This is a genomic window from Bosea sp. OAE506 (assembly GCF_040546595.1).
Taxonomy (GTDB): domain Bacteria; phylum Pseudomonadota; class Alphaproteobacteria; order Rhizobiales; family Beijerinckiaceae; genus Allobosea.
Genome location: NZ_JBEPOB010000001.1, coordinates 3,530,930 through 3,549,682, shown reverse-complemented (window position 1 = coordinate 3,549,682; position 18,753 = coordinate 3,530,930). Strand labels below are relative to the sequence as shown.

Sequence of the window (18,753 nt, the reverse complement as noted above, 5' to 3'; positions counted from 1 at the left end):
AGCGGGCAGACCGCATGCGGGAGAGCGCCATCGCGCGCTTGCGCCCCGCCCGACTCGCGCCTAAACACCCCTCTTCAAATGACATCGCCAGCCCCGCTCTATCCGCACCGGCATCTCCTCGGGATCGAGGGGTTGTCCCATTTGGACATCGAGGCGCTGCTCGACCGGGCCGACGCCTATGTCGCGCTCTCCCGCCAGGTCGAGAAGAAGACGGCGACCCTGCGCGGCCGCACCCAGATCAACCTGTTCTTCGAGCCCTCGACCCGGACGCAGGCCTCCTTCGAGCTGGCCGGCAAGCGGCTGGGCGCCGACGTCATGAACATGTCGGTCGCGTCCTCCTCGGTGAAGAAGGGCGAGACGCTGATCGACACCGCCGCGACCCTGAACGCGATGCGGCCCGACATCATCGTCGTGCGCCATCATGCGGCGGGCGCGGTCCATCTGCTGGCCCGCAAGGTCGGCTGCTCGGTGGTGAATGCCGGCGACGGCGCCCATGAGCACCCGACCCAGGCCCTGCTCGACGCCCTGACCATCCGCCGCAACAAGGGGCGGATCATGGGGCTGACGGTGGCGATCTGCGGCGACATCCTGCACTCGCGCGTCGCCCGCTCGAACATCATCCTGCTCAATGCGCTCGGCGCCAAGGTGCGCCTGATCGCCCCCTCGACGCTTCTGCCCGCCGGCATCGAGCGCATGGGCGTCGAGGTCTTCACCGACATGAACAAGGGCCTGGAAGGCGCTGACATCGTGATGATGCTGCGCCTCCAGCTCGAGCGCATGCATGGCGCCTTCGTGCCGTCCTCGAAGGAGTATTTCCGTTACTTCGGCCTCGACCGGGAGAAGCTGCAGCGGGCACAGCCCGACGCGCTCGTCATGCATCCGGGCCCGATGAACCGTGGCGTCGAGATTTCCTCCGAGGTCGCCGACGGCGCCCAGTCGCTGATCCGCGAGCAGGTCGAGATGGGTGTCGCGGTGCGGATGGCCGTGCTCGACGCGCTGGCGCAGCATCTGCCCAACATCTGAGCGAGTGGAAACGGGCATGGCCGAACTTCAGGACGTCGCGATCCTCGATGCGCGCCTCGTCGACCCCGCCACAGGCCGCGACGGGCGTGGCTCGCTGCTGCTGCGCGATGGTGTCATCGCGTCGGTCGAGTGGGGGCCAGCCCCCGCGACCGCCGAAGGCACCCGCCGCATCGACGCGCGCGGGTTGGTCGTCGCGCCGGGCCTCGTCGATCTGCGCGCCTTCCTCGGTGAGCCGGGCGCCGAGTTCCGCGAGACGCTGGGGACGGGTTCTCAGGCTGCAGCGGCCGGCGGCGTCACCACCGTGGTCTGCCGGCCCGACACCGACCCGCCGATCGACGACCCCGCCATCATCGACTTCATCAAGCGCCGCGCCCGCGACAAGGCGATCGTCAACGTCCTGCCCTGCGCCGCTCTGACCAAGGGCCTGCACGGCAAGGAGATCACTGAGATCGGCCTGCTGCTGGAGGCCGGCGCGGTCGCTTTCGGCGATGGCGCCAAGGCCCTGCGCAATCCGCAGATCATGCGCCGCGCCCTGATCTATGCTCGCGATTTCGACGCGCTGATCATGAACCATGTCGAGGATCCCGATCTGCGCGGCGCCGGCGTGATGGCCGAGGGCGAGTTCGCCAGCCGCAAGGGCCTTCCGGGCATCCCGCGCGAGGCCGAGACGGTGATGCTGGAGCGCGATCTGCGCCTCGCCCGGGCGACCGGCGGGCGCTACCACGCCGCGATGATCTCCTGCTCGGATTCGGTCGAACTCATCCGCCGGGCGAAGGCCGAAGGCCTGCGCGTCACCTGCGGCGCCTCGATCAACAACCTGACGCTGAACGAGAACGACGTCGGCGACTACCGCACCTTCTGCAAGGTTTCGCCGCCCCTGCGCGACGAACAGGAGCGGCTGGCCCTGGTCGCCGCGCTGGCCGAGGGCGTCATCGACGTCGTCGTATCCGATCATGATCCGCAGGATGTCGAGACCAAGCGCCAACCCTTCGCCGAGGCCGCGGACGGCGCGCTCGGCATCGAGACGCTGCTTTCGGCCTCGCTGCGCCTGGTGCAGGCGGGCCAGATCGCCTTGCCGGACCTGCTGGCGGCGCTGTCGACCAAGCCGGCCGACCTGCTGGGCCTGCGCTGCGGCCGGCTCGCGCCCGGTGCACCCGCCGACCTGATGCTGCTCGACGTCGATGCGCCCTATGTCGTCGACAAGCGCAAGCTCAAGTCGCGCGCCAAGAACTCGCCCTTCGACGAGGCGCGGCTGGAAGGCATCGTCCAGGCGACCCTGGTCGGCGGCCGCGTGGTCTATGAGGCGCCGGCGGGGTAGGCTAGAGTTCCGACCGGTGACGAAAGAGGCGGCATGAGCGACGTGATGAACTGGAGCCTGTCCGGCTCGGCTGGCGCCGCTGCGCTGGTGCTCGGCTATCTGCTCGGCTCGATTCCCTTCGGCATCATCCTGACCGGCCTGAGCGGCGGGCCCGATCTGCGCAGCATCGGTTCGGGCAATATCGGCGCGACCAACGTCCTGCGCACCGGCAACAAGAAGCTGGCGGCGCTTACCCTGCTCGGTGACATGCTCAAGGGCACGGCGGCCGTGCTGCTCGCCGCCGCCCTGCTCGGCGGGCGCGAGGCAGGGCTGGTGGCGGGGCTTGGCGCCTTTCTAGGCCACCTCTTCCCGGTGTGGCTGCGCTTCAAGGGCGGCAAGGGCGTCGCCACCTTCCTCGGCATCCTGATCGCGCTGAAGGGCTCGATCGCCCTGATCTTCGCCGCGCTCTGGCTCAGCATCGCCTATCTCACGCGCTATTCCTCGCTGTCGGCCCTGATTGCGAGCCTGCTGACGCCGCTGCTGTTGTTGTTCTGGGTGCGCGACGCCAAGGCGGCGGCACTGATGGCCGTGCTCACCCTGTTGCTCTGGTTCATGCACCGGGCGAACATTGCTCGCCTCCTCGCCGGGAGCGAGGGCAAGATCGGGCAGAAGGGCTGAGGCCCCCATGGCTGGCATCGTCCTCAGCGATCGCCAGCGTCTCGACTGGCTGCGGCTGATCCGCAGCGAAAGCGTCGGCCCGCGCACCTTCCGCTCGCTGATGAACCGCTTCGGCGGGGCCGCGGCCGCCATCGAGGCGCTGCCCGATCTCGCGCGCCAGGCCGGCCGTACGCTTCGAATCTGCACGCTCGCGGAGGCCGAGCGCGAGATGGAGGGGCTGCGCCGGCGTGGAGCCCGCCTCCTCGCCCTGGGCGAGGCCGCCTATCCGCCCGCGCTGCAGGCGATCGACACCGCCCCACCGCTGATCGCCGTTCTTGGGCGGGCCGAGGTGCTGCTGCGCCCTTGCGTCGCCATCGTCGGCTCGCGCAATGCCTCCGCCGCCGGGCTGAAATTCACCGCGCGTCTCGCGCGTGACCTGGGCGAAGCGGGCTTCGTCGTCGTCTCCGGCCTCGCACGCGGGATCGACACGGCCGCTCACGAAGCCAGCTTCGGTACGGGCACGGTCGCGGTACTCGCCGGCGGGCTGGACGAGGTCTATCCGCCGCAGAACATCCCGCTGCTGCAGCGCCTCCTGGCGGACGGCGCCGCGATCAGCGAGATGCCGCTCGGCCTCGCGCCCCGGGGGCGCGACTTTCCGCGGCGCAACCGCCTCGTCTCGGGGCTGTCGCTGGGCACGGTCGTGGTCGAGGCCGTCCGCAAATCCGGCTCGCTGATCACCGCCCGCTTCGCCAACGAGCAGGGGCGGATCGTCTTCGCCGTCCCCGGCTCGCCGCTCGATCCTCGCGCCGAGGGCGGCAATCACCTGATCCGCGAGGGCGCGACGCTCTGCGCCGAGGCCGCCCATGTCGTCGAGGCACTGGCGCCCCTCATCGGGACGGACGGCGCGCTTCTCCAGCCTCCGCCCGCGATGCATGAGGGCGCGGGTGAGACGCAGACGCAGCCCCTTTGGGACGAACTCGATCTGCCTGGCATCGAGCCGGCACCGCTGGCGCTCTGGCCGGAGCCCGCGGCGGTGACGCCGGATCCCGCGAGCACGACCGAGCACAGCGAGGGCATTCGCCCGCGCCTCCTCGCCCTGCTGGGGGCGGCCCCGGTGTCGCTGGACGATCTGGTGCGGGCGAGCGGCTGTTCGGCCCGCGATGTCAGCCGCACCGTGCTCGATCTCGAACTGGACGGTGCGATCCGCCGCCACCCCGGAGGGGCGCTGTCGCGCGTCGAGGACTGACGGCCATCGGCCGCGGAATACAACCTCAGGTAGAGATGCGTTCGGAGGCCGCGCCGCGGCTCAGCCTGTCCGCTCCGGCCCGCAACAGCCCAGGCGGCGGGCCTGGATGGCCGCTTCCAGCCGCGCCATCTCGAGGAAATAGGCGAGGCTCTCGAGATGGGCCGTCTGGGCCATATGCCGCATTTCGGCGACGAGAACCTCGATATAGTCGGCCACTTCCGATTGCGCGGCGCGTGGGGGCGGGCTTTTCAGCACCGCTGCGGGCAGGTTTTGCTGCTTGGTCCCGGTCTCGCCCTCGTCCTGTTCCGACGCCGCACCCAACTCCGGCAAGCCCCCGGACTGTCCCTTGCTCCTCATCCCCGACGCATCCCCGCTCGAGCCGGGCTGAACCCGGCGATTGGCGCCGCGCCCCCACCGGTGCGACGTGATGCAATCATAGCGAGTATTGTAGGACAATCTCAAGCACTTGGCGCGGTCAGCCGAGGAAAAGAACCGCCAGCGGCAGCGTCGCCAGCGCGAGCAGCGTCTGCAACGTCGTGATCTCGGCCATCAGCGGCGCATCGCCGCCGAGATCACGGGCGAGGAAATAGGCCGCCGTCGCGGTCGGGACCGCCGCCGCGACCACCGTCATCGTCAGGGCAGGGCCGCTCAGCCCGAGATGGCGGGCGATGGTCCAGGCCAGCAGCGGCATCACCACGAGCTTGGTGGTCACCGCTACGAGATGGGCGGTGCGGGGCCGCGCGAGGCTGCGCAGATCGAGCCCGGCACCGACCGCCAGCAGCCCGACGCCAAGCGCGGCCCGGCCCATCACGTCGAGATAGCTCACGATCGCGGCCGGCAGCATCCACTGGCACTGGTTGAGCACGAGGCCGACCACGGACGACCAGATGAAGGGGTTGAAGGCGATTGAGCGGACCGTCGCCATCGCGCCCATCGGCCGGCCATGGGCGAAGCGCGACAGAACGAGCACGCACATCACGTTGAGCAGCGGGATCATCGCGGCGACCGCGATCGCCATCAGCGTGGTGCCGTCGCGGCCCTGCAGGCCGGCGGCCAGCGCGAGCGCGACGAAGGTGTTCCAGCGCACGGAGCCCTGGAAGATCGAGGTGAAGGCCGGCCCATCGACCCCGGCGCGCGCCAGGAGCGGGCGGGCCAGCAGCAGTGCTCCGGCCACGATCAGGATGGCCAGGACGAGGCTCAGCCCCATCGCCAGCACGGGCAGGCGACTGAGATCGGCGACGGCGAGGGTGTGGATCACGACCGATGGGAACAGGACCTGATAGGTCAGCCGCTCGACGCCAAGCCAATGGCTCGGTGCGACGATTCCGCGGGCCTTCAGGAACCAGCCGGTGGCGATGACGAGAAAGACGGCGATCAGGCTGGTCAGCATGGTTTCAGTGGGCGGAGGAGGGGCAGGGTCGCCGGCGGCGAGGCGGTCGGGATGGATGCCCAAGGGGAACCGGCGCGCCCGTCAGCCGTTGTGAGAGCAGACGGCCATGGCATCCGGAGCGGAGGACCCGCTTCCCATTTCATGGCCGCCGGCGTGGAGCAATGGCGCAGCCCCGAGGTGGCGTTGCGTCTGCCGCAATCCGGCCGCGATCGGTTCACGCCGCATTCAACCGCCGGGGACGAGAGTTCCCGCAAGTCGGGGGCGTCCCCGCAGACAGGAGATTCATCATGATGTCGCTGAGGAAGACCGCCATCGTCGCGCTCGCCTCGCTGAGCGTCGTATCCGCCGGCCTCGTCGCGCCGGCCATGGCCGCTGGAGCGCCCGCGAGCGTCGATCCGGCACGGCTGGACAAGGCTCAGGCCGAATACAGCCAGTATCGCTACCGCGGCTATCGCGGCGGCTGGCACCGCGGCAACCGCGGCGCAGGCATCGCCGCCGGTGTCGGACTCGGACTTCTCGGCGCGGCGGTGATCGCCTCGCAGAGCAGGGCCTATGCCGAGCCCTATTATGACGACGGCTACTACGCGCCGGGGCCCGTCTACGCTCCCGCGCCGGTCTACCGCGGCTATTATGGCCGTCCGGCCTACGACTTCCGCGACCATCGCTGAGCGTCGACGGAGATCGATTCGCAAGCCCGCGCGGTCAAACGCGCGGGCTTTTTCGTGCCCGGTGAGGGGGCCCGTCAGGGCTGGTCGGGATCGGCCTCGTCTGCGGCCGCGTTCTCGATCCGGGTGAGCCGGTCGAGCGCCCCCTGGAGGATGTAGGCCGCCGCCATCTTGTCGACCACGGCTGCCCGCTTGGCGCGCGAGGCGTCTGCATCGAGCAGCGTGCGCGTGACCGCCAGCGTCGACATCCGCTCGTCCCAGAACAGGATCGGCAGCGACGTCAGCGGAACCAGATGGCGCACGAAGGCTCGCGTCGACTGCACGCGCGGGCCCTCGGTCCCGTCCATGTTGAGCGGCAGGCCGACGACCAGCCCGGCGACGCCGTATTTCGCCGCGATCTGCAACAGCACGGCGGCGTCCTGCGTGAACTTGATCCGCTTGATCGTTTCCAGCGGCGTCGCGATCCGGCGCTCCACGTCGGAGAGCGCCAGCCCGATCGTCTTGGTACCTAGGTCGAGCCCGAGCAGCCTTGCATGGTCGGGCAGGGCGGCGAAGGCTTCGAGCGTCACGACATTGCTGGACATCGCCGGCCCCTAGCATGTGCCGCCGCGCGAGGCGAGCGGCACAGCCTGCGGAAGGGGGCACGGGCGCGATCGCCTCAGCCCTGCGGCTTGACGCCGGCCGCCGCGAGAGACGTCGCCCATTTGTCGACTTCGGCCGCGAAGAGCCTGGCATGCGCGTCGCGGCTCATCTCGCTCTCGGGGAAGGTGCTGGTGCCGAAGGCCTTGAACTTCTCGACCACGGCCGGCTCCTTCAGCGCCGTCCGCAGCGCCGCGTTGAGCTTGTCCAGAACCGGGGCGGGAGTCCCCTTCGGCGCGTAGAGACCGTGCCAGATCGTCATGTCGAGCTTGGCGCCCGCTTCCGCCATGGTCGGGACATCGGGGAGAACGTCGAGCCGCTGCGTCGAGGTCACGGCATAGGCGCGGATGCTCTTGCCGGTGATCTGCGGGATCGCAGAGGTCGACTGGTCGCAGAGGATGTCGATCTGGCCGCCCACCAGGTCGTTCATCGCCGGTCCCGTACCGCGATAGGCGACCTGATTGAACTTGGCCCCGAGCTGCTGGGACATCAGCACGGCGCAAAGATGCGAGTTCGAGCCGACGCCGGCATGCGCCACCGTCAGCTTCTCGGCATTCTCCTTGATGTAGGGGAAGAAGGACTTCGCGTCCGTCGGTGGCAAAGCGAGCTTGCTGGCGATCACCATCGGACCGGTGTTGACCAGCCCGATCGGCGCAAAGGCGGTCTTCGTGTCGTAGCCGAGATTGGCGTAGAGCGCCGGCGCCGCGGCGAGCGCGAGATGGTGGATCAGGATGGTGTGCCCGTCCGGCTCGGCCGCGGCCGCGCGCTTGGCGCCCGCCGTGCCGCCCGCTCCCGCGACGTTCTCGACCACGACCGGCTGGCCGAGCGTCTTGCTCATCTGCTCGCCCAGCAGCCGCGCGATCACGTCGCTCGGACCACCGGCCGCGAAGGACACGATCACCGTGATCGGCTTGGTCGGAAAGCTCTGCGCCAGCGCCGGCGCAGCCAGCCCCAGTGACAGCAACGCGGCCAGGGCCGCCCTTTTGGTCATGCTCATGCGTATCCTCCATGGGTCGTGTTGAACGGCCGCTCTTTGGCGGCTTTTGGGAAAGTTCAGGGACCGCGAACGCGTCAGCGCAGATCGGACTGGTAGTGAGCCTCCTCGGTCAGACACAGGCTGAGACGTCGCTCGACGGGGACGCCCTCCAGCGACAGCGCGATGCGGTCGATCGAGAGCGCGGGCGTGCCGGCTGCGGCTCCGAGGCGGCGCGCCTCGTCGGGCGAGAGCGCGACCGCCTTCAGCCGCTCGCGGGCATGGGCCACCGTCACGCCGTAGCGCGTGGCGAACAGGCTGTAGAGATTGTTCGGAATGGGCCCGTCGGCGAGGCCTGGGAAGCGGCGCTCAGGCAGGCTGACGGTCTCGAGGACCTGCGGCTTGCCGCCGAGCGAGCGGATGCGCCGGATGCGCAGCACCGTCTCTCCCGCCTCGAGCGCCAGCGCGGCGCGCTCCGCATCGTCGGCCTCGGCACTCTCGGTCGCCAGAACCGTGCTGTCGGGGAACTGCGCCACGCCATCGTCCGGCACCAGCTTGAAGAACTGGAACAGGATGCGCTGCTCGTCATGCTCGGCAACGAAGGTGCCGCGCCCCTGGCGGCGCACCAGCAGGTTCTCGGCGGCAAGTTCGTCGAGCGCCTTTCGGACAGTGCCCTGGCTCACGCCGAGTTCGGCCGCAAGCTGCCCCTCGCTCGGCAACGCCGTTCCCGGCGCCCACACGCCATCGACGAGTCGGCGCACGAAATGGTCCTTCACCTGCCGGTAGAGCGGCCGGAAGCCGAGAATTTCGGCGCTGCCGGCCGGTTCGGGGGGATGCGCGATTTCGCGCTTGTGCTCGGTCATATGTCTTATATAAGACTTGTCATGCAGCCGGTCGAGTCCTGAATTGGAGCGGGCCGGGAGACGATCGCAGCGAGGAAACCCCGATGAGCAAGCCCCACCTCCTGGTCCATGAGAAGAAGGACACCGTCGGCGTCGTCGTCGTCGAAGGCCTGAAGGCCGGCACCGACATGCTGTGCGTGATCACGCACGACAATTCCGACTTCCGCCTGACCGCGAAGATGGACATCCCGATCGGTCACAAGGTCGCGCTCAAGGACATCAAGAAGGGCGAGACGATCTGGAAATACGGCCAGGACATCGGCCAGGCCCGCGCCGACGTGAAGCAGGGCGAGCATCTCCACGTCCACAACGCCAAGACCAAGCGCTGGTGAGCGCCTCGCCCGTCTGACCGTGCCGCCAAGGGCTCCCATCAGGGTCGAGCCCGCTTAGCCAAAAGAGGAAACGTCCATGTCGATCGTCGCCAACTTCGATCTCGTCAAAGGCAAGCTCGCCCGCATCAAGGGTCGCAAGATCGAGGCTCCCGAGTTCAAGACCCCCGTCGTCCGCCGCCCGACCGGCCGCAACCTCGACTCGTTCTTCGGCTGGCGCCGCGAGAACGGCCGCGTCGGCGTGCGTAATCACGTGCTGCTGCTGCCGCTCGACGATCTCTCCAACGCCGCCTGCGAGGCCGTCGCCAACAACGTCAAGGGCACGCTGGCGATCCCGCACGCCTATGGCCGCCTGCAGTTCGGTGAGGATCTGGAGCTCCATTTCCGCACCCTGATCGGCACGGGCTCCAACCCGAACGTCGCCGCCGTGGTCGTCATCGGCATCGAGGACGGCTGGACCAAGCGCGTCGTCGATGGCATCGCCGCCACCGGCAAGCCCGTCGTCGGCTTCGGCATCGAGGGCCATGGCGACATCTCGACGATCGCCCGTGCCTCCTATGTCGCCAAGGAATTCGTCCAGTGGGCGACCGAGCTGCAGCGCGTGAAGTGCGGCATTGAGGAGCTTTGGGTCTCGACCAAATGCGGTGAATCCGACACCACGACGGGCCTCTCCTCCTGCCCGACCGTCGGCAACATGTACGACAAGTGGATTCCGCGCGGCGTCTACGGCGTCTTCGGCGAGACCTCCGAGATCACCGGCGCCGAGCATCTCTGCAAGGCCCGCGCGGCGACGCCCGAGGTGGGCGAACGCTGGTACAAGATGTGGAAGGCCTATCAGGACGACGTGATCGAGGCCCACAAGACCGACGATCTCTCCGATTCGCAGCCGACCAAGGGCAACATCGCCGGCGGCCTGACCACGATCGAGGAGAAGGCGCTCGGCAACCTCGAGAAGATCGGCCGGGAGTGCAAATACATCGACATCCTCGAGCCGGCGCAGGCGCCGACCAAGGGGCCGGGCCTCTACTACATGGACACCTCCTCGGCCGCGGCCGAATGCGTGACCCTGATGGCGGCGGGCGGCTATGTCGTGCACACCTTCCCGACCGGCCAGGGCAACGTCATCGGCAACCCGATCGTCCCGGTCATCAAGATCACCGGCAACCCCAAGACGATGCGCACCATGCCGGAGCATATCGACGTCGACGTCTCCGGCATCCTGCGCCGCGACATGACGATCCCGCAGGCCGGCGACGCCCTGATCGAGAACATCGTGCGCACCGCCAATGGCCGCCTGACTGCAGCGGAAGCATTGGGGCACCGCGAATTCTCGATGACCAAGCTCTACCGCTCGGCCTGAGCGACTGCTAACAGCCGGGGCGGCCACGCTCCGCCCCGGCACTCCCATCGCCCCGGCCGAACACTCGGGAGCCTTCGATCTTGTCCATCGCGACGACGACCCGCGTCAGTGCCTGGCGTCCGCTCCTCGACGGCATCGCGCTGTCCGCCGCGGTCGCGGTTGCCGCCTACATTGCCGAGCCGCTGGTGAAGTCGGCGGCTGGTGGGCGTTTCGGCATCCCCGCCGTGGTGATCGCGCTGGTCATCGGCATGGTCCTGCACCCGCTGGCCAACGCGCCGCGCTTCCAGGCCGGCATGACTTTCTGCGTCAAGAAGATGCTGCGCTGGGCGATCGCGCTTCTGGGCCTGCGCGTCGCGCTGGGCGACATTATCGCGCTCGGAGCGACCACGGCGCTGCTCGTCATCGTGGCGATGGCCGCCACCATCCTGTCCGGCTTCCTGCTGGCGCGCTGGCTCGGCCGCGAGACCGGCATGGGCGCGCTGGGCGGCGTCGCCACCGCCGTCTGCGGCGCCTCGGCCGCCCTCGCCACCGCCACCGTGGTGCCGGACTACAAGAGCAAGGCCGCGGACGTCGCCTTCACCGTCATCGCGATGAACGCGCTCTCGACGGTCGCGATGCTGGCCTATCCGCTGCTCTGCGTCTGGCTCGGCTTCACGCCGGCCCAGACCGGTATCCTGCTCGGCGCCACCATCCATGACGTCGCGCAGGTCGTCGGTGCCGGCCAGTCCGTCTCGGTCGAGGCGTCGAACGCGGCGATCATCGTCAAGCTGTTCCGCGTCTTCCTGCTGCTGCCCGCCGTGCTGATCGTCGGCTGGTGGCTTGTCCATGACGATGCCAAGCGCGCCGGGGGCGTCGCCGACAGGGCGAAGGTTCCCGTGCCGGTCTTCGCCATCATGTTCCTGGTGCTCTGCCTGGTGAACAGCGTGCTCCTGCTCCAGCCGGGCCTGGCGCCGCTCTATTCACCGCTGCGTAGCCTGCTTCTGGCGATCTCGGGCTGGGGCCTGCTGATCGCCATCGCCGCGCTCGGGCTCGGCACCTCGCTCGGCGCGATGGCTCGGCTCGGCTGGCGCCATCTGGCGCTCGTCACCGGCACGAGCCTCGTCATCCTCGTCATCGTCACAGCCGGCCTGATCGCGCTCGGCTGACGCCATCACCGGAAGGGCCTGCCATGACTGACATCGTCATCACGGAATTCATGGACGAGGCGGCGGTCGCGGCGCTGAGCGCCCGCTACAAGGTCCATCACGACCCCGAGCTCTTCGGCAAGCCCGACGAACTGGCGAAGCTCGTCGCCGACGTCCCGGCCCTGATCGTCCGCAACCAGACCAATGTCAGGGGCCCGGTGCTCGAGGCGGCGAAGAAGCTGAAGGTCGTCGGGCGGCTGGGCGTCGGCCTCGACAACATCGACATGGACGCCTGCGAGGCGCGCGGCATCAAGGTCTTCCCGGCCACGGGGGCCAACAGCCTCTCCGTCGTCGAATACGTCATCGGCAGCGCCATGATGCTGCTTCGAGGCGCCTATTTCGCCAATGCCGCGATGGTCGCGGGCGAGTTCCCCAAGACGAAGTTGATCGGCCGTGAGATCGCCGGCAAGCGGCTCGGCCTCGTCGGCTTCGGCGCCATCGCCCGCGACACCGCCGCCCATGGCCGCCTGCTCGGGATGACGGTCGCGGCCTACGACCCCTATGTCGCAGCCGATCATCCGGCCTGGGCCTCGGCCGAGCGGCTCGAACTCGATGCGCTGCTGGCGAATTCCGACGTCGTCAGCATCCATCTGCCGCTGACGCCCGAGACCAAGGGGTTGATCGGCAAGGATGCGCTCGCCCGGATGAAGCCTGACGCGATCCTGATCAACGCGGCGCGCGGCGGCATCATGGACGAGGCCGCGCTGGTGGGCGCGCTAAAGGCCGGCAAGCTCGGCGGCGCAGCCATCGACGTCTTCGCCGAGGAGCCGCTGCGCGGCGCCGGCAAGCTCTTCGCCGATGTGCCCAATCTGATCCTGACGCCCCACATTGCCGGCAACACGGTCGAGTCGAACGGCCGCGTCTCCGGGTTCGTGGCCGAGCGGGTCATGGCGGCGCTGGAGGACAGGGTATGACGCGGTTTTCTCTGGAGAATGCCGAGACCCGCCTGACAGACATCTTCGCTGCGGCCGGCGCCTCGCCGGCGAACGCAGCCTCCGTCGCCTGGGCGCTGGTGATGGCCGAGGCGGACGGGCTCAAGGGCCACGGCCTGTCGCGCGTGCCGACCTATCTCGCCATGCTGAAAGCCGGCAAGATCGACGGGCAGGTCGTGCCCAAGGCGAGCCGGCCGAAGCCCGGCGTGCTGGCGATCGATGCAGGCCACGGCTTCGCCTACCCGGCGATCGACCTCGCCATCGCCGAAATCCCCGACCTCGCCCGCGAGCAGGGCATCATCGCCGCGCCGATCCGCCGCTCGAACCATTGCGGCGCCGCCGGCCTGCATGTCGAGCGCCTCGCCGAGCAGGGCCTCGTCGCCATGCTCTTCGCCAACACGCCGGGCGCGATCGCGCCCTGGGGCGGCTCCAAGCCGGTCTTCGGCACCAACCCGATCGCCTTTGCCGCGCCGCTGGCCGGGCGAGAGCCCGTCGTCATCGACATGGCGCTATCCAAGGTCGCCCGCGGCCCGATCGTTGCCGCCAAGCAGAAGGGGCAAGCCATCCCCGAGGGCTGGGCGCTCGACGTCCACGGCAAGCCGACGACGGATGCGGCTGCGGCGCTCGCCGGCACCATGGTCCCGCTCGGCGACGCCAAGGGCGCGACCCTGGCCATGATGGTCGAGATCCTGGCCGCGGCCCTCGTCGGCGCGCATTTCGGCTTTCAGGCCTCCTCCTTCCTCGATACCGAGGGCGGCCCGCCCGACACCGGACAGCTCATCCTCGCGATCGACCCGCACGCCATGGGCGGCAACTGGTTCGACGAGCGCATGCGCGCGCTGGTCCACGCCATCGAGGCTCAGGAGGGCACGCGTCTGCCCGGCGTCCGGCGCCTGACTCTGCGTGCCAAGGCGCGGGCTGAAGGGATTGAAATGCCGGAGGAACTGCTCGCGAAGTGAGCTTCGCGTCATGCTCGGGCTTGAACCGAGCATCTCAAGGCAGGTGCAGGCCAAAGCCTCATCCTGCCGGAGATTCTCGGGTCTGCGCTGCGCTTCGCCCGAGAATGACGTGCCGGCTACACGAAGTCGAACGCATCGACATCGACCAGCCCCTTGTCGGTGATCTTGAGATGCGGGATCACCGGCAGCGTCAGGAAAGCGACCTGCAGGAAGGGCTCTGCCAGCACCACGCCGAGCGCCTTGGCGGCCGCGCGCAGATCCTCGAGCCCGTGCCGCACGGTCTCGAAGGGCTGGTCGCTCATCAGCCCTGCCACCGGCAGCGCCAGTTCCGCCGTCACAACCCCGCGATCGGCCACCGCGAAGCCACCGCCGATGGCGATCAGCCGGTTGGCAGCGGTGGCCATCGAGGCCTCGTCGACGCCGACGACGCAGAGATTATGGCTGTCATGGCCGACGGAGGAGGCGATCGCGCCGCTCTTCATGCCGAAGCCATGGACGAAGCCCGTGACGATGCCGCCGCTCTTGCCATGGCGCTCGATCACCGTGACCTTGACCGCGTCCTGATCGAAATCGGGCAGGGCCTCTCCGTCGCGGACCGGGAGCCGCATCGCCAGCCGCTCGGTGATGATGCGGCCGGGCACCACCCCGATCACCGGCGTTTCGCCCTCCCGGGCCACTGCCCTGAAGTCGCTCTCCGTGAGCGTCCGGCGCTTCACGCTGCCGAGCCCGACCGGGGCCACCGGCACGCGGTCGGCAAAGAGCCCATCCTCGACCAGCCGTCCACCAGCGAAGACCCGCTTCACCGAGCAGGCCGCGAGGTCCTCGACTAGCACGATGTCGGCGCGCTTGCCCGGGCCGATGAAGCCGCGGTCGAACAGGCCGTACAGCCGCGCCGCCGAGAGCGAGGCTATGCGATAGGTCGCCAGCACATCCGCGCCGCGGGCGATGGCGGTGCGGATCATGAAGTCGAGATGGCCTTCCTCGGCGATGTCGAGCGGGTTGCGGTCATCCGTGCAGAAGGCGAGGAAGGGCGAGGCGTCGCGCGAGATCAGCGGGATCAGCTGCAGCAGGTCTTTCGAGACCGAGCCCTCGCGGATCAGGATGGCCATGCCCTTGGCGAGCTTCTCGCGCGCCTCGTCGGCCGTGGTCGTTTCATGGTCGGTGCGGATGCCCGCGGAGAGATAGGCGTTGAGGTCCATCCCGCGGACCAGCGGCGCATGGCCGTCGATAGGACGGTCCGAGAAGGCCACGAGCTTGGCCAGGCAGCCGGGATCGCGATGGATCACGCCCGGGAAGTTCATGAACTCCGCCAGACCGATCACCTTGGGATGGTCCATCAAGGGCGTCAGGTCGCCGGCCTCCAGCCGCGCACCCGCCGTCTCCAGATGCGTCGCCGGCACGCAGCTCGACAAATTGACGCGAAGATCCATCCGCATCGCCTGCGCGCATTCCAGAAAATAGGTGATGCCGTCGACGCCGAGCACATTGGCGATCTCGTGGGGATCGCAGATCGCGGTGGTGACGCCATGGGGCAGCACGCAGCGCTCGAATTCGAGCGGCGTGACCAGCGAGGATTCGACATGCAGATGCGTGTCGATGAAGCCGGGCACCGCGATCAGGCCGGTGGCGTCATGCTCGACCTTGCCCTCGTAGCGGCCATGGGTGCCGACGATCGTATCGCCGCAGAGCGCGATGTCGGATTCCACCAACGCGCCCGTCACCAGGTCGAGCAGCCGCGCCCCGCGGATCACGAGGTCGGCGGGCCCGTCGCCGCGTCCCTGGGCGATCCGGCGGGCGAGGGTGGCGGCATCGGTCATGGGGCGGACTTTCCGGTTGTATCGGTTCGCATGGGACCGGCCTCAAGGCCCGCCACTACACATTTATCCAGCCTGACGTGGTCGTCCCGGGCAAGCGGCGCAAGCCGCGTCGACCCGGGACCCATTCCGGAACGAAGCTCTTTGGGCTCCGTTCGGCCCGTTCGTCCGTCTCCTACGACTGTTCCGGAATGGGTCCCGGGTCTACGCTGCGCTTCGCCCGGGACGACGGCGTGGGGTGCTGGCATGTGGGTGTATCTACTCGCGAGCAAGAAGGGCGGCACCCTCTATGTCGGCGTGACGCGTTCACTGTCTCGCCGCGTCGCTGACCATCGAGAGGGGCGAGGTTCCGAGTTCGCCGCTCGCCATGGCGCCTTGCGCCTCGTCTATGCGGAGCATCACGCCACCCCCGAAGAAGCCATCGCCCAAGAGAAACGCATCAAGCACTGGCGCCGAGCCTGGAAAATCGCGCTCATCGAGCGTTCGAATCCCGGCTGGAACGACCTATATGTAACCACACATCTCGCCTGATCGCCTCGCAGGAGCCTTCGCATGAAACTGACCTGGTACGGCCATTCCGCCTTCCGCGCCGAGATCGACGGCGCGGTCATCCTGATCGACCCGTTCTTTACGGGGAACCCGGTGTTCGAGGGTGATATCGCGGCGATCTCGCAGGGCGTGACCCATATCGTCGTCACCCATGGCCATGGCGATCATGTCGGCGACACGCTGGCCATCGCGCAGACCACCGGCGCCACCGTCATCACCAATTACGACCTCGCCATGCATCTGGCGTCAAAGGGCCTGAAGGCGTTCCAGCCGGTGAACACCGGCGGCACGATCGATCTCGGCGCCTTCAGCGTGACCTGGGTCCGAGCCGATCACTCGGCCGGCATGGGCGAGGCCGGGGTCTCCGTGCCGCTCGGCAACGCCAATGGCGCGATCATCAAGGCCAAGGCGGAAAAGACGCTCTGGCATATGGGCGACACCGACATCTTCTCCGACATGGCGCTGATCAGCGAGATCCACGGTGTCGAGGCCTGCATCTGCCCGGTCGGCGACCGCTTCACCATGGGCGGCAAGGTCGCGGCGCTGGCGATGACGCGCTTCGTCAAGCCGCAGGTCGCGATTCCCTGCCATTACGGCACCTTCCCGCTGATCGACGCGAATGCCGACGCTTTCGTCGCGGGCCTTGAGGGCAGCGGGATCGAGACGCTGGTGCCCCGGAAGGGCGAGGCGTTCACGATCTGACGCCAGCGTCATTCTCGGGCGAAGCGGAGCGCAGACCCGAGAATCTCTGGAACATGAGATGGTCGGGTCAAGCCCGACCATGACGGCGCGGGACTTGCCCCTTACTTACGCGCCGCCATCTGCTATAGCGCGGCGAACCCTGATCTGGCGCGTTGCGCCCACCATCCTGGAGTCCGCCATGTCGGTCGATCTCGCCACCGTCAAACGCGTCGCGCATCTGGCGCGCATCGCCGTTCCGGAGGCCGATCTGCCCAAGCTGCAAGGCGAGCTCAACGCCATCCTCGGCTTCGTCGAGCAGCTCAACGAGGTCGATGTCGAGGGCGTCGAGCCGCTGACCTCGGTCACGCCAATGGCGATGAAGCAGCGGCAGGACGTGGTGACCGACGGCGAGATCGCGGCGAAGGTCGTCGCCAACGCCCCGGCTTCCGACGACGACTACTTCATGGTGCCCAAGGTCATCGAGTGACACCCGTCATTGCGAGCGTCAGCGAAGCAATCCAGAGGACGTCGAGCGCTGCCGCTTCTGGATGGTTTCGTCGCTGTGCTCTTCGCCATGACGGTTCGACTGCCTTCACTGAATCCGGATATTGCCCGTGACCGATCTCACCCGCCTCACCCTGACCGAAGCCCGCGACGGGCTGAAGGCCAAGAGCTTCTCCGCCACTGAGCTGACGCAGGCCCATATCGCGGCCGTCGAGAAGGCGCGGGCGCTCAACGCCTATGTGCTGGAGACGCCCGAGCACGCGCTGAAGCAGGCGGCCGCCTCCGACGCCAAGCTGGCCAAGGGCGAGGCCGGCCCGCTGGAGGGCCTGCCGCTTGGCATCAAGGACCTCTTCGCAACGGAAGGCGTGCGCACCACCGCCTGCTCGAAGATCCTCGGCAATTTCGTGCCGCCCTATGAATCGACCGTCTCGGGCCAGCTCTGGCGCGACGGCGCGGTCATGCTCGGCAAGCTCAACAATGACGAATTCGCCATGGGCTCGTCCAACGAGACTTCGGCCTTCGGCAACGTCGTCAATCCCTGGCGCCGGACCAGCTCCGAAACCCCGCTCGTGCCCGGCGGCTCCTCGGGTGGCTCGGCCGCGGCGGTCGCGGCCGATCTCTGCCTCGCCGCCACCGCGACCGACACCGGCGGCTCGATCCGCCAGCCTGCCGCCTTCACCGGCACGGTCGGCATCAAGCCGACCTATGGCCGCTGCTCGCGCTGGGGCATCGTCGCCTTCGCCTCCTCACTCGACCAGGCCGGGCCGATCGGCAAGAGCGTGCGCGACTGCGCCGTGATGCTGCGCTCGATGGCCGGCCACGATCCCAAGGACACCACCAGCGTCGACGCTGCTGTGCCGGATTACGAGAAGGCGGTCGGCCGCTCGGTCAAGGGAATGAAGATCGGCATCCCCCGGGAGTACCGGCTCGACGGGCTCAACGCCGAGATCGACGCGCTCTGGCAGAAGGGTATCGACTGGCTCAAGAGCGCCGGCGCCGAGATCGTCGAGATCTCGCTGCCCCACACCAAGTATGCGCTCCCGGCCTATTACATCGTCGCTCCGGCCGAGGCCTCCTCCAACCTCGCCCGTTATGACGGCGTCCGCTACGGCCTGCGCGAGCAGGGCAAGGACATCGTCGAGATGTACGAGAAAACCCGCGCCGCCGGCTTCGGCACCGAGGTCAAGCGCCGCATCATGATCGGCACCTATGTCCTCTCGGCCGGCTACTACGACGCCTATTACGTCCGCGCCCAGAAGGTCCGCACCCTGATCAAGCGCGACTTCGACGAGGCCTATGCGGCGGGGATCGATGCGGTCCTGACGCCTGCCACGCCATCTGCGGCGTTCGGCATCGGCGAGAAGGGCTCGGCTGACCCGGTCGAGATGTATCTCAACGACGTCTTCACGGTGACGGTGAACATGGCTGGCCTGCCCGGCATCGCGGTCCCGGCGGGGCTCGACGGGCAGGGCCTGCCGCTCGGGCTGCAGCTCATCGGCCGCCCCTTCGACGAGGAAACGCTGTTTGCGCTGGGCGAGGTCATCGAGCAGGCGGCGGGCCGCTTCCCGGTGTCCGGGCGCTGGTGGGGCTGAACCCGTCCAGACCGGCCATTTGACAGCTTCCTCCGATCGGAGTCAGATCGGCTGACG

20 protein-coding genes are annotated in these 18,753 nt (G+C 68.5%); 14 read left to right on the top strand and 6 right to left on the bottom strand.

Features of this window, described 5'->3' with window-relative positions; all coding sequences use genetic code 11:
* Positions 1 to 78 precede the first annotated feature (78 nt).
* Genes ABIE41_RS17230 through dprA form a run of 4 tightly spaced genes read left to right on the top strand, consistent with a single transcriptional unit; the run spans position 79 to position 4,223 of the window.
* Positions 79 to 1,023, top strand: a complete 945-nt coding sequence (locus ABIE41_RS17230) for an aspartate carbamoyltransferase catalytic subunit (RefSeq protein ID WP_192641529.1) — start codon at positions 79 to 81, stop codon at positions 1,021 to 1,023.
* A 16-nt stretch (positions 1,024 to 1,039) separates the two neighbouring features.
* Positions 1,040 to 2,341: a dihydroorotase gene (gene pyrC, locus ABIE41_RS17225; RefSeq protein WP_192641528.1), complete on the top strand. Its 1,302-nt coding sequence runs from the start codon at positions 1,040 to 1,042 to the stop codon at positions 2,339 to 2,341.
* Between the two features lie 33 nt (positions 2,342 to 2,374).
* Positions 2,375 to 2,998 (top strand): glycerol-3-phosphate 1-O-acyltransferase PlsY, encoded by a 624-nt coding sequence (gene plsY, locus ABIE41_RS17220; RefSeq protein ID WP_354192615.1) that lies wholly within the window; start codon positions 2,375 to 2,377, stop codon positions 2,996 to 2,998.
* Between the two features lie 16 nt (positions 2,999 to 3,014).
* A complete protein-coding gene (dprA, locus tag ABIE41_RS17215) occupies positions 3,015 to 4,223 on the top strand; it encodes a DNA-processing protein DprA (RefSeq protein WP_192642837.1) in 1,209 nt (402 codons plus the stop codon).
* 60 nt (positions 4,224 to 4,283) lie between these two features.
* Here dprA and ABIE41_RS17210 read toward each other — a convergent pair whose 3' ends face one another.
* Complete coding sequence (locus ABIE41_RS17210) at positions 4,284 to 4,580, bottom strand: hypothetical protein (protein ID WP_192641527.1); 297 nt, start codon at positions 4,578 to 4,580, stop codon at positions 4,284 to 4,286.
* Positions 4,581 to 4,698: 118 nt separating this feature from the next.
* Positions 4,699 to 5,613 (bottom strand): AEC family transporter, encoded by a 915-nt coding sequence (locus ABIE41_RS17205; protein ID WP_192641526.1) that lies wholly within the window; start codon positions 5,611 to 5,613, stop codon positions 4,699 to 4,701.
* Positions 5,614 to 5,900: 287 nt separating this feature from the next.
* Here ABIE41_RS17205 and ABIE41_RS17200 point away from each other — a divergent pair, with 287 nt between their 5' ends.
* Positions 5,901 to 6,281: a hypothetical protein gene (locus ABIE41_RS17200; RefSeq protein WP_192641525.1), complete on the top strand. Its 381-nt coding sequence runs from the start codon at positions 5,901 to 5,903 to the stop codon at positions 6,279 to 6,281.
* Positions 6,282 to 6,355: 74 nt separating this feature from the next.
* Here ABIE41_RS17200 and ruvX read toward each other — a convergent pair whose 3' ends face one another.
* From ruvX to ABIE41_RS17185, 3 genes are all read right to left on the bottom strand, one after another.
* A complete protein-coding gene (ruvX, locus tag ABIE41_RS17195) occupies positions 6,356 to 6,862 on the bottom strand; it encodes a Holliday junction resolvase RuvX (RefSeq protein ID WP_192641524.1) in 507 nt (168 codons plus the stop codon).
* A 74-nt stretch (positions 6,863 to 6,936) separates the two neighbouring features.
* Positions 6,937 to 7,914: a tripartite tricarboxylate transporter substrate-binding protein gene (locus ABIE41_RS17190; protein WP_192641523.1), complete on the bottom strand. Its 978-nt coding sequence runs from the start codon at positions 7,912 to 7,914 to the stop codon at positions 6,937 to 6,939.
* 74 nt (positions 7,915 to 7,988) lie between these two features.
* Complete coding sequence (locus ABIE41_RS17185) at positions 7,989 to 8,753, bottom strand: GntR family transcriptional regulator (protein WP_192641522.1); 765 nt, start codon at positions 8,751 to 8,753, stop codon at positions 7,989 to 7,991.
* An 83-nt stretch (positions 8,754 to 8,836) separates the two neighbouring features.
* On the opposite strand from ABIE41_RS17185, the gene ABIE41_RS17180 reads away from it, so the two are divergent.
* The 5 genes from ABIE41_RS17180 to ABIE41_RS17160 all read left to right on the top strand — a co-directional run bounded on the left by ABIE41_RS17180 (position 8,837) and on the right by ABIE41_RS17160 (position 13,556).
* A complete protein-coding gene (locus tag ABIE41_RS17180; protein WP_069055092.1) occupies positions 8,837 to 9,124 on the top strand; it encodes a UxaA family hydrolase in 288 nt (95 codons plus the stop codon).
* A 76-nt stretch (positions 9,125 to 9,200) separates the two neighbouring features.
* The gene (locus ABIE41_RS17175; RefSeq protein ID WP_192641521.1) at positions 9,201 to 10,481 is read left to right on the top strand and encodes a UxaA family hydrolase; all 1,281 of its coding nucleotides are present in this window, start codon (positions 9,201 to 9,203) and stop codon (positions 10,479 to 10,481) included.
* Between the two features lie 80 nt (positions 10,482 to 10,561).
* Complete coding sequence (locus ABIE41_RS17170) at positions 10,562 to 11,626, top strand: YeiH family protein (protein WP_210320824.1); 1,065 nt, start codon at positions 10,562 to 10,564, stop codon at positions 11,624 to 11,626.
* A 23-nt stretch (positions 11,627 to 11,649) separates the two neighbouring features.
* Positions 11,650 to 12,579, top strand: coding sequence for a hydroxyacid dehydrogenase (locus ABIE41_RS17165; RefSeq protein ID WP_192641520.1), 930 nt, complete (start codon positions 11,650 to 11,652; stop codon positions 12,577 to 12,579).
* Positions 12,576 to 13,556, top strand: coding sequence for an Ldh family oxidoreductase (locus ABIE41_RS17160; protein WP_192641519.1), 981 nt, complete (start codon positions 12,576 to 12,578; stop codon positions 13,554 to 13,556). Before ABIE41_RS17165 ends, ABIE41_RS17160 begins: the two co-directional genes overlap by 4 nt.
* Before the next feature lie 116 nt (positions 13,557 to 13,672).
* Here the strand turns inward: ABIE41_RS17160 and ade are convergent, their stop codons facing one another.
* Complete coding sequence (gene ade, locus ABIE41_RS17155) at positions 13,673 to 15,373, bottom strand: adenine deaminase (RefSeq protein WP_192641518.1); 1,701 nt, start codon at positions 15,371 to 15,373, stop codon at positions 13,673 to 13,675.
* 243 nt (positions 15,374 to 15,616) lie between these two features.
* Here ade and ABIE41_RS17150 point away from each other — a divergent pair, with 243 nt between their 5' ends.
* The 4 genes from ABIE41_RS17150 to gatA all read left to right on the top strand — a co-directional run bounded on the left by ABIE41_RS17150 (position 15,617) and on the right by gatA (position 18,696).
* Positions 15,617 to 15,901 carry a GIY-YIG nuclease family protein gene (locus tag ABIE41_RS17150; protein WP_192641517.1) on the top strand — a complete coding sequence of 95 codons (285 nt, stop codon included), beginning with the start codon at positions 15,617 to 15,619 and terminating at the stop codon, positions 15,899 to 15,901.
* Between the two features lie 21 nt (positions 15,902 to 15,922).
* Positions 15,923 to 16,621 carry a metal-dependent hydrolase gene (locus tag ABIE41_RS17145; RefSeq protein WP_192641516.1) on the top strand — a complete coding sequence of 233 codons (699 nt, stop codon included), beginning with the start codon at positions 15,923 to 15,925 and terminating at the stop codon, positions 16,619 to 16,621.
* 178 nt (positions 16,622 to 16,799) lie between these two features.
* Complete coding sequence (gene gatC / locus ABIE41_RS17140; RefSeq protein ID WP_192641515.1) at positions 16,800 to 17,087, top strand: Asp-tRNA(Asn)/Glu-tRNA(Gln) amidotransferase subunit GatC; 288 nt, start codon at positions 16,800 to 16,802, stop codon at positions 17,085 to 17,087.
* A 127-nt stretch (positions 17,088 to 17,214) separates the two neighbouring features.
* Positions 17,215 to 18,696 (top strand): Asp-tRNA(Asn)/Glu-tRNA(Gln) amidotransferase subunit GatA, encoded by a 1,482-nt coding sequence (gene gatA, locus ABIE41_RS17135; protein WP_192641514.1) that lies wholly within the window; start codon positions 17,215 to 17,217, stop codon positions 18,694 to 18,696.
* The last annotated feature ends 57 nt before the right edge of the window (positions 18,697 to 18,753 follow it).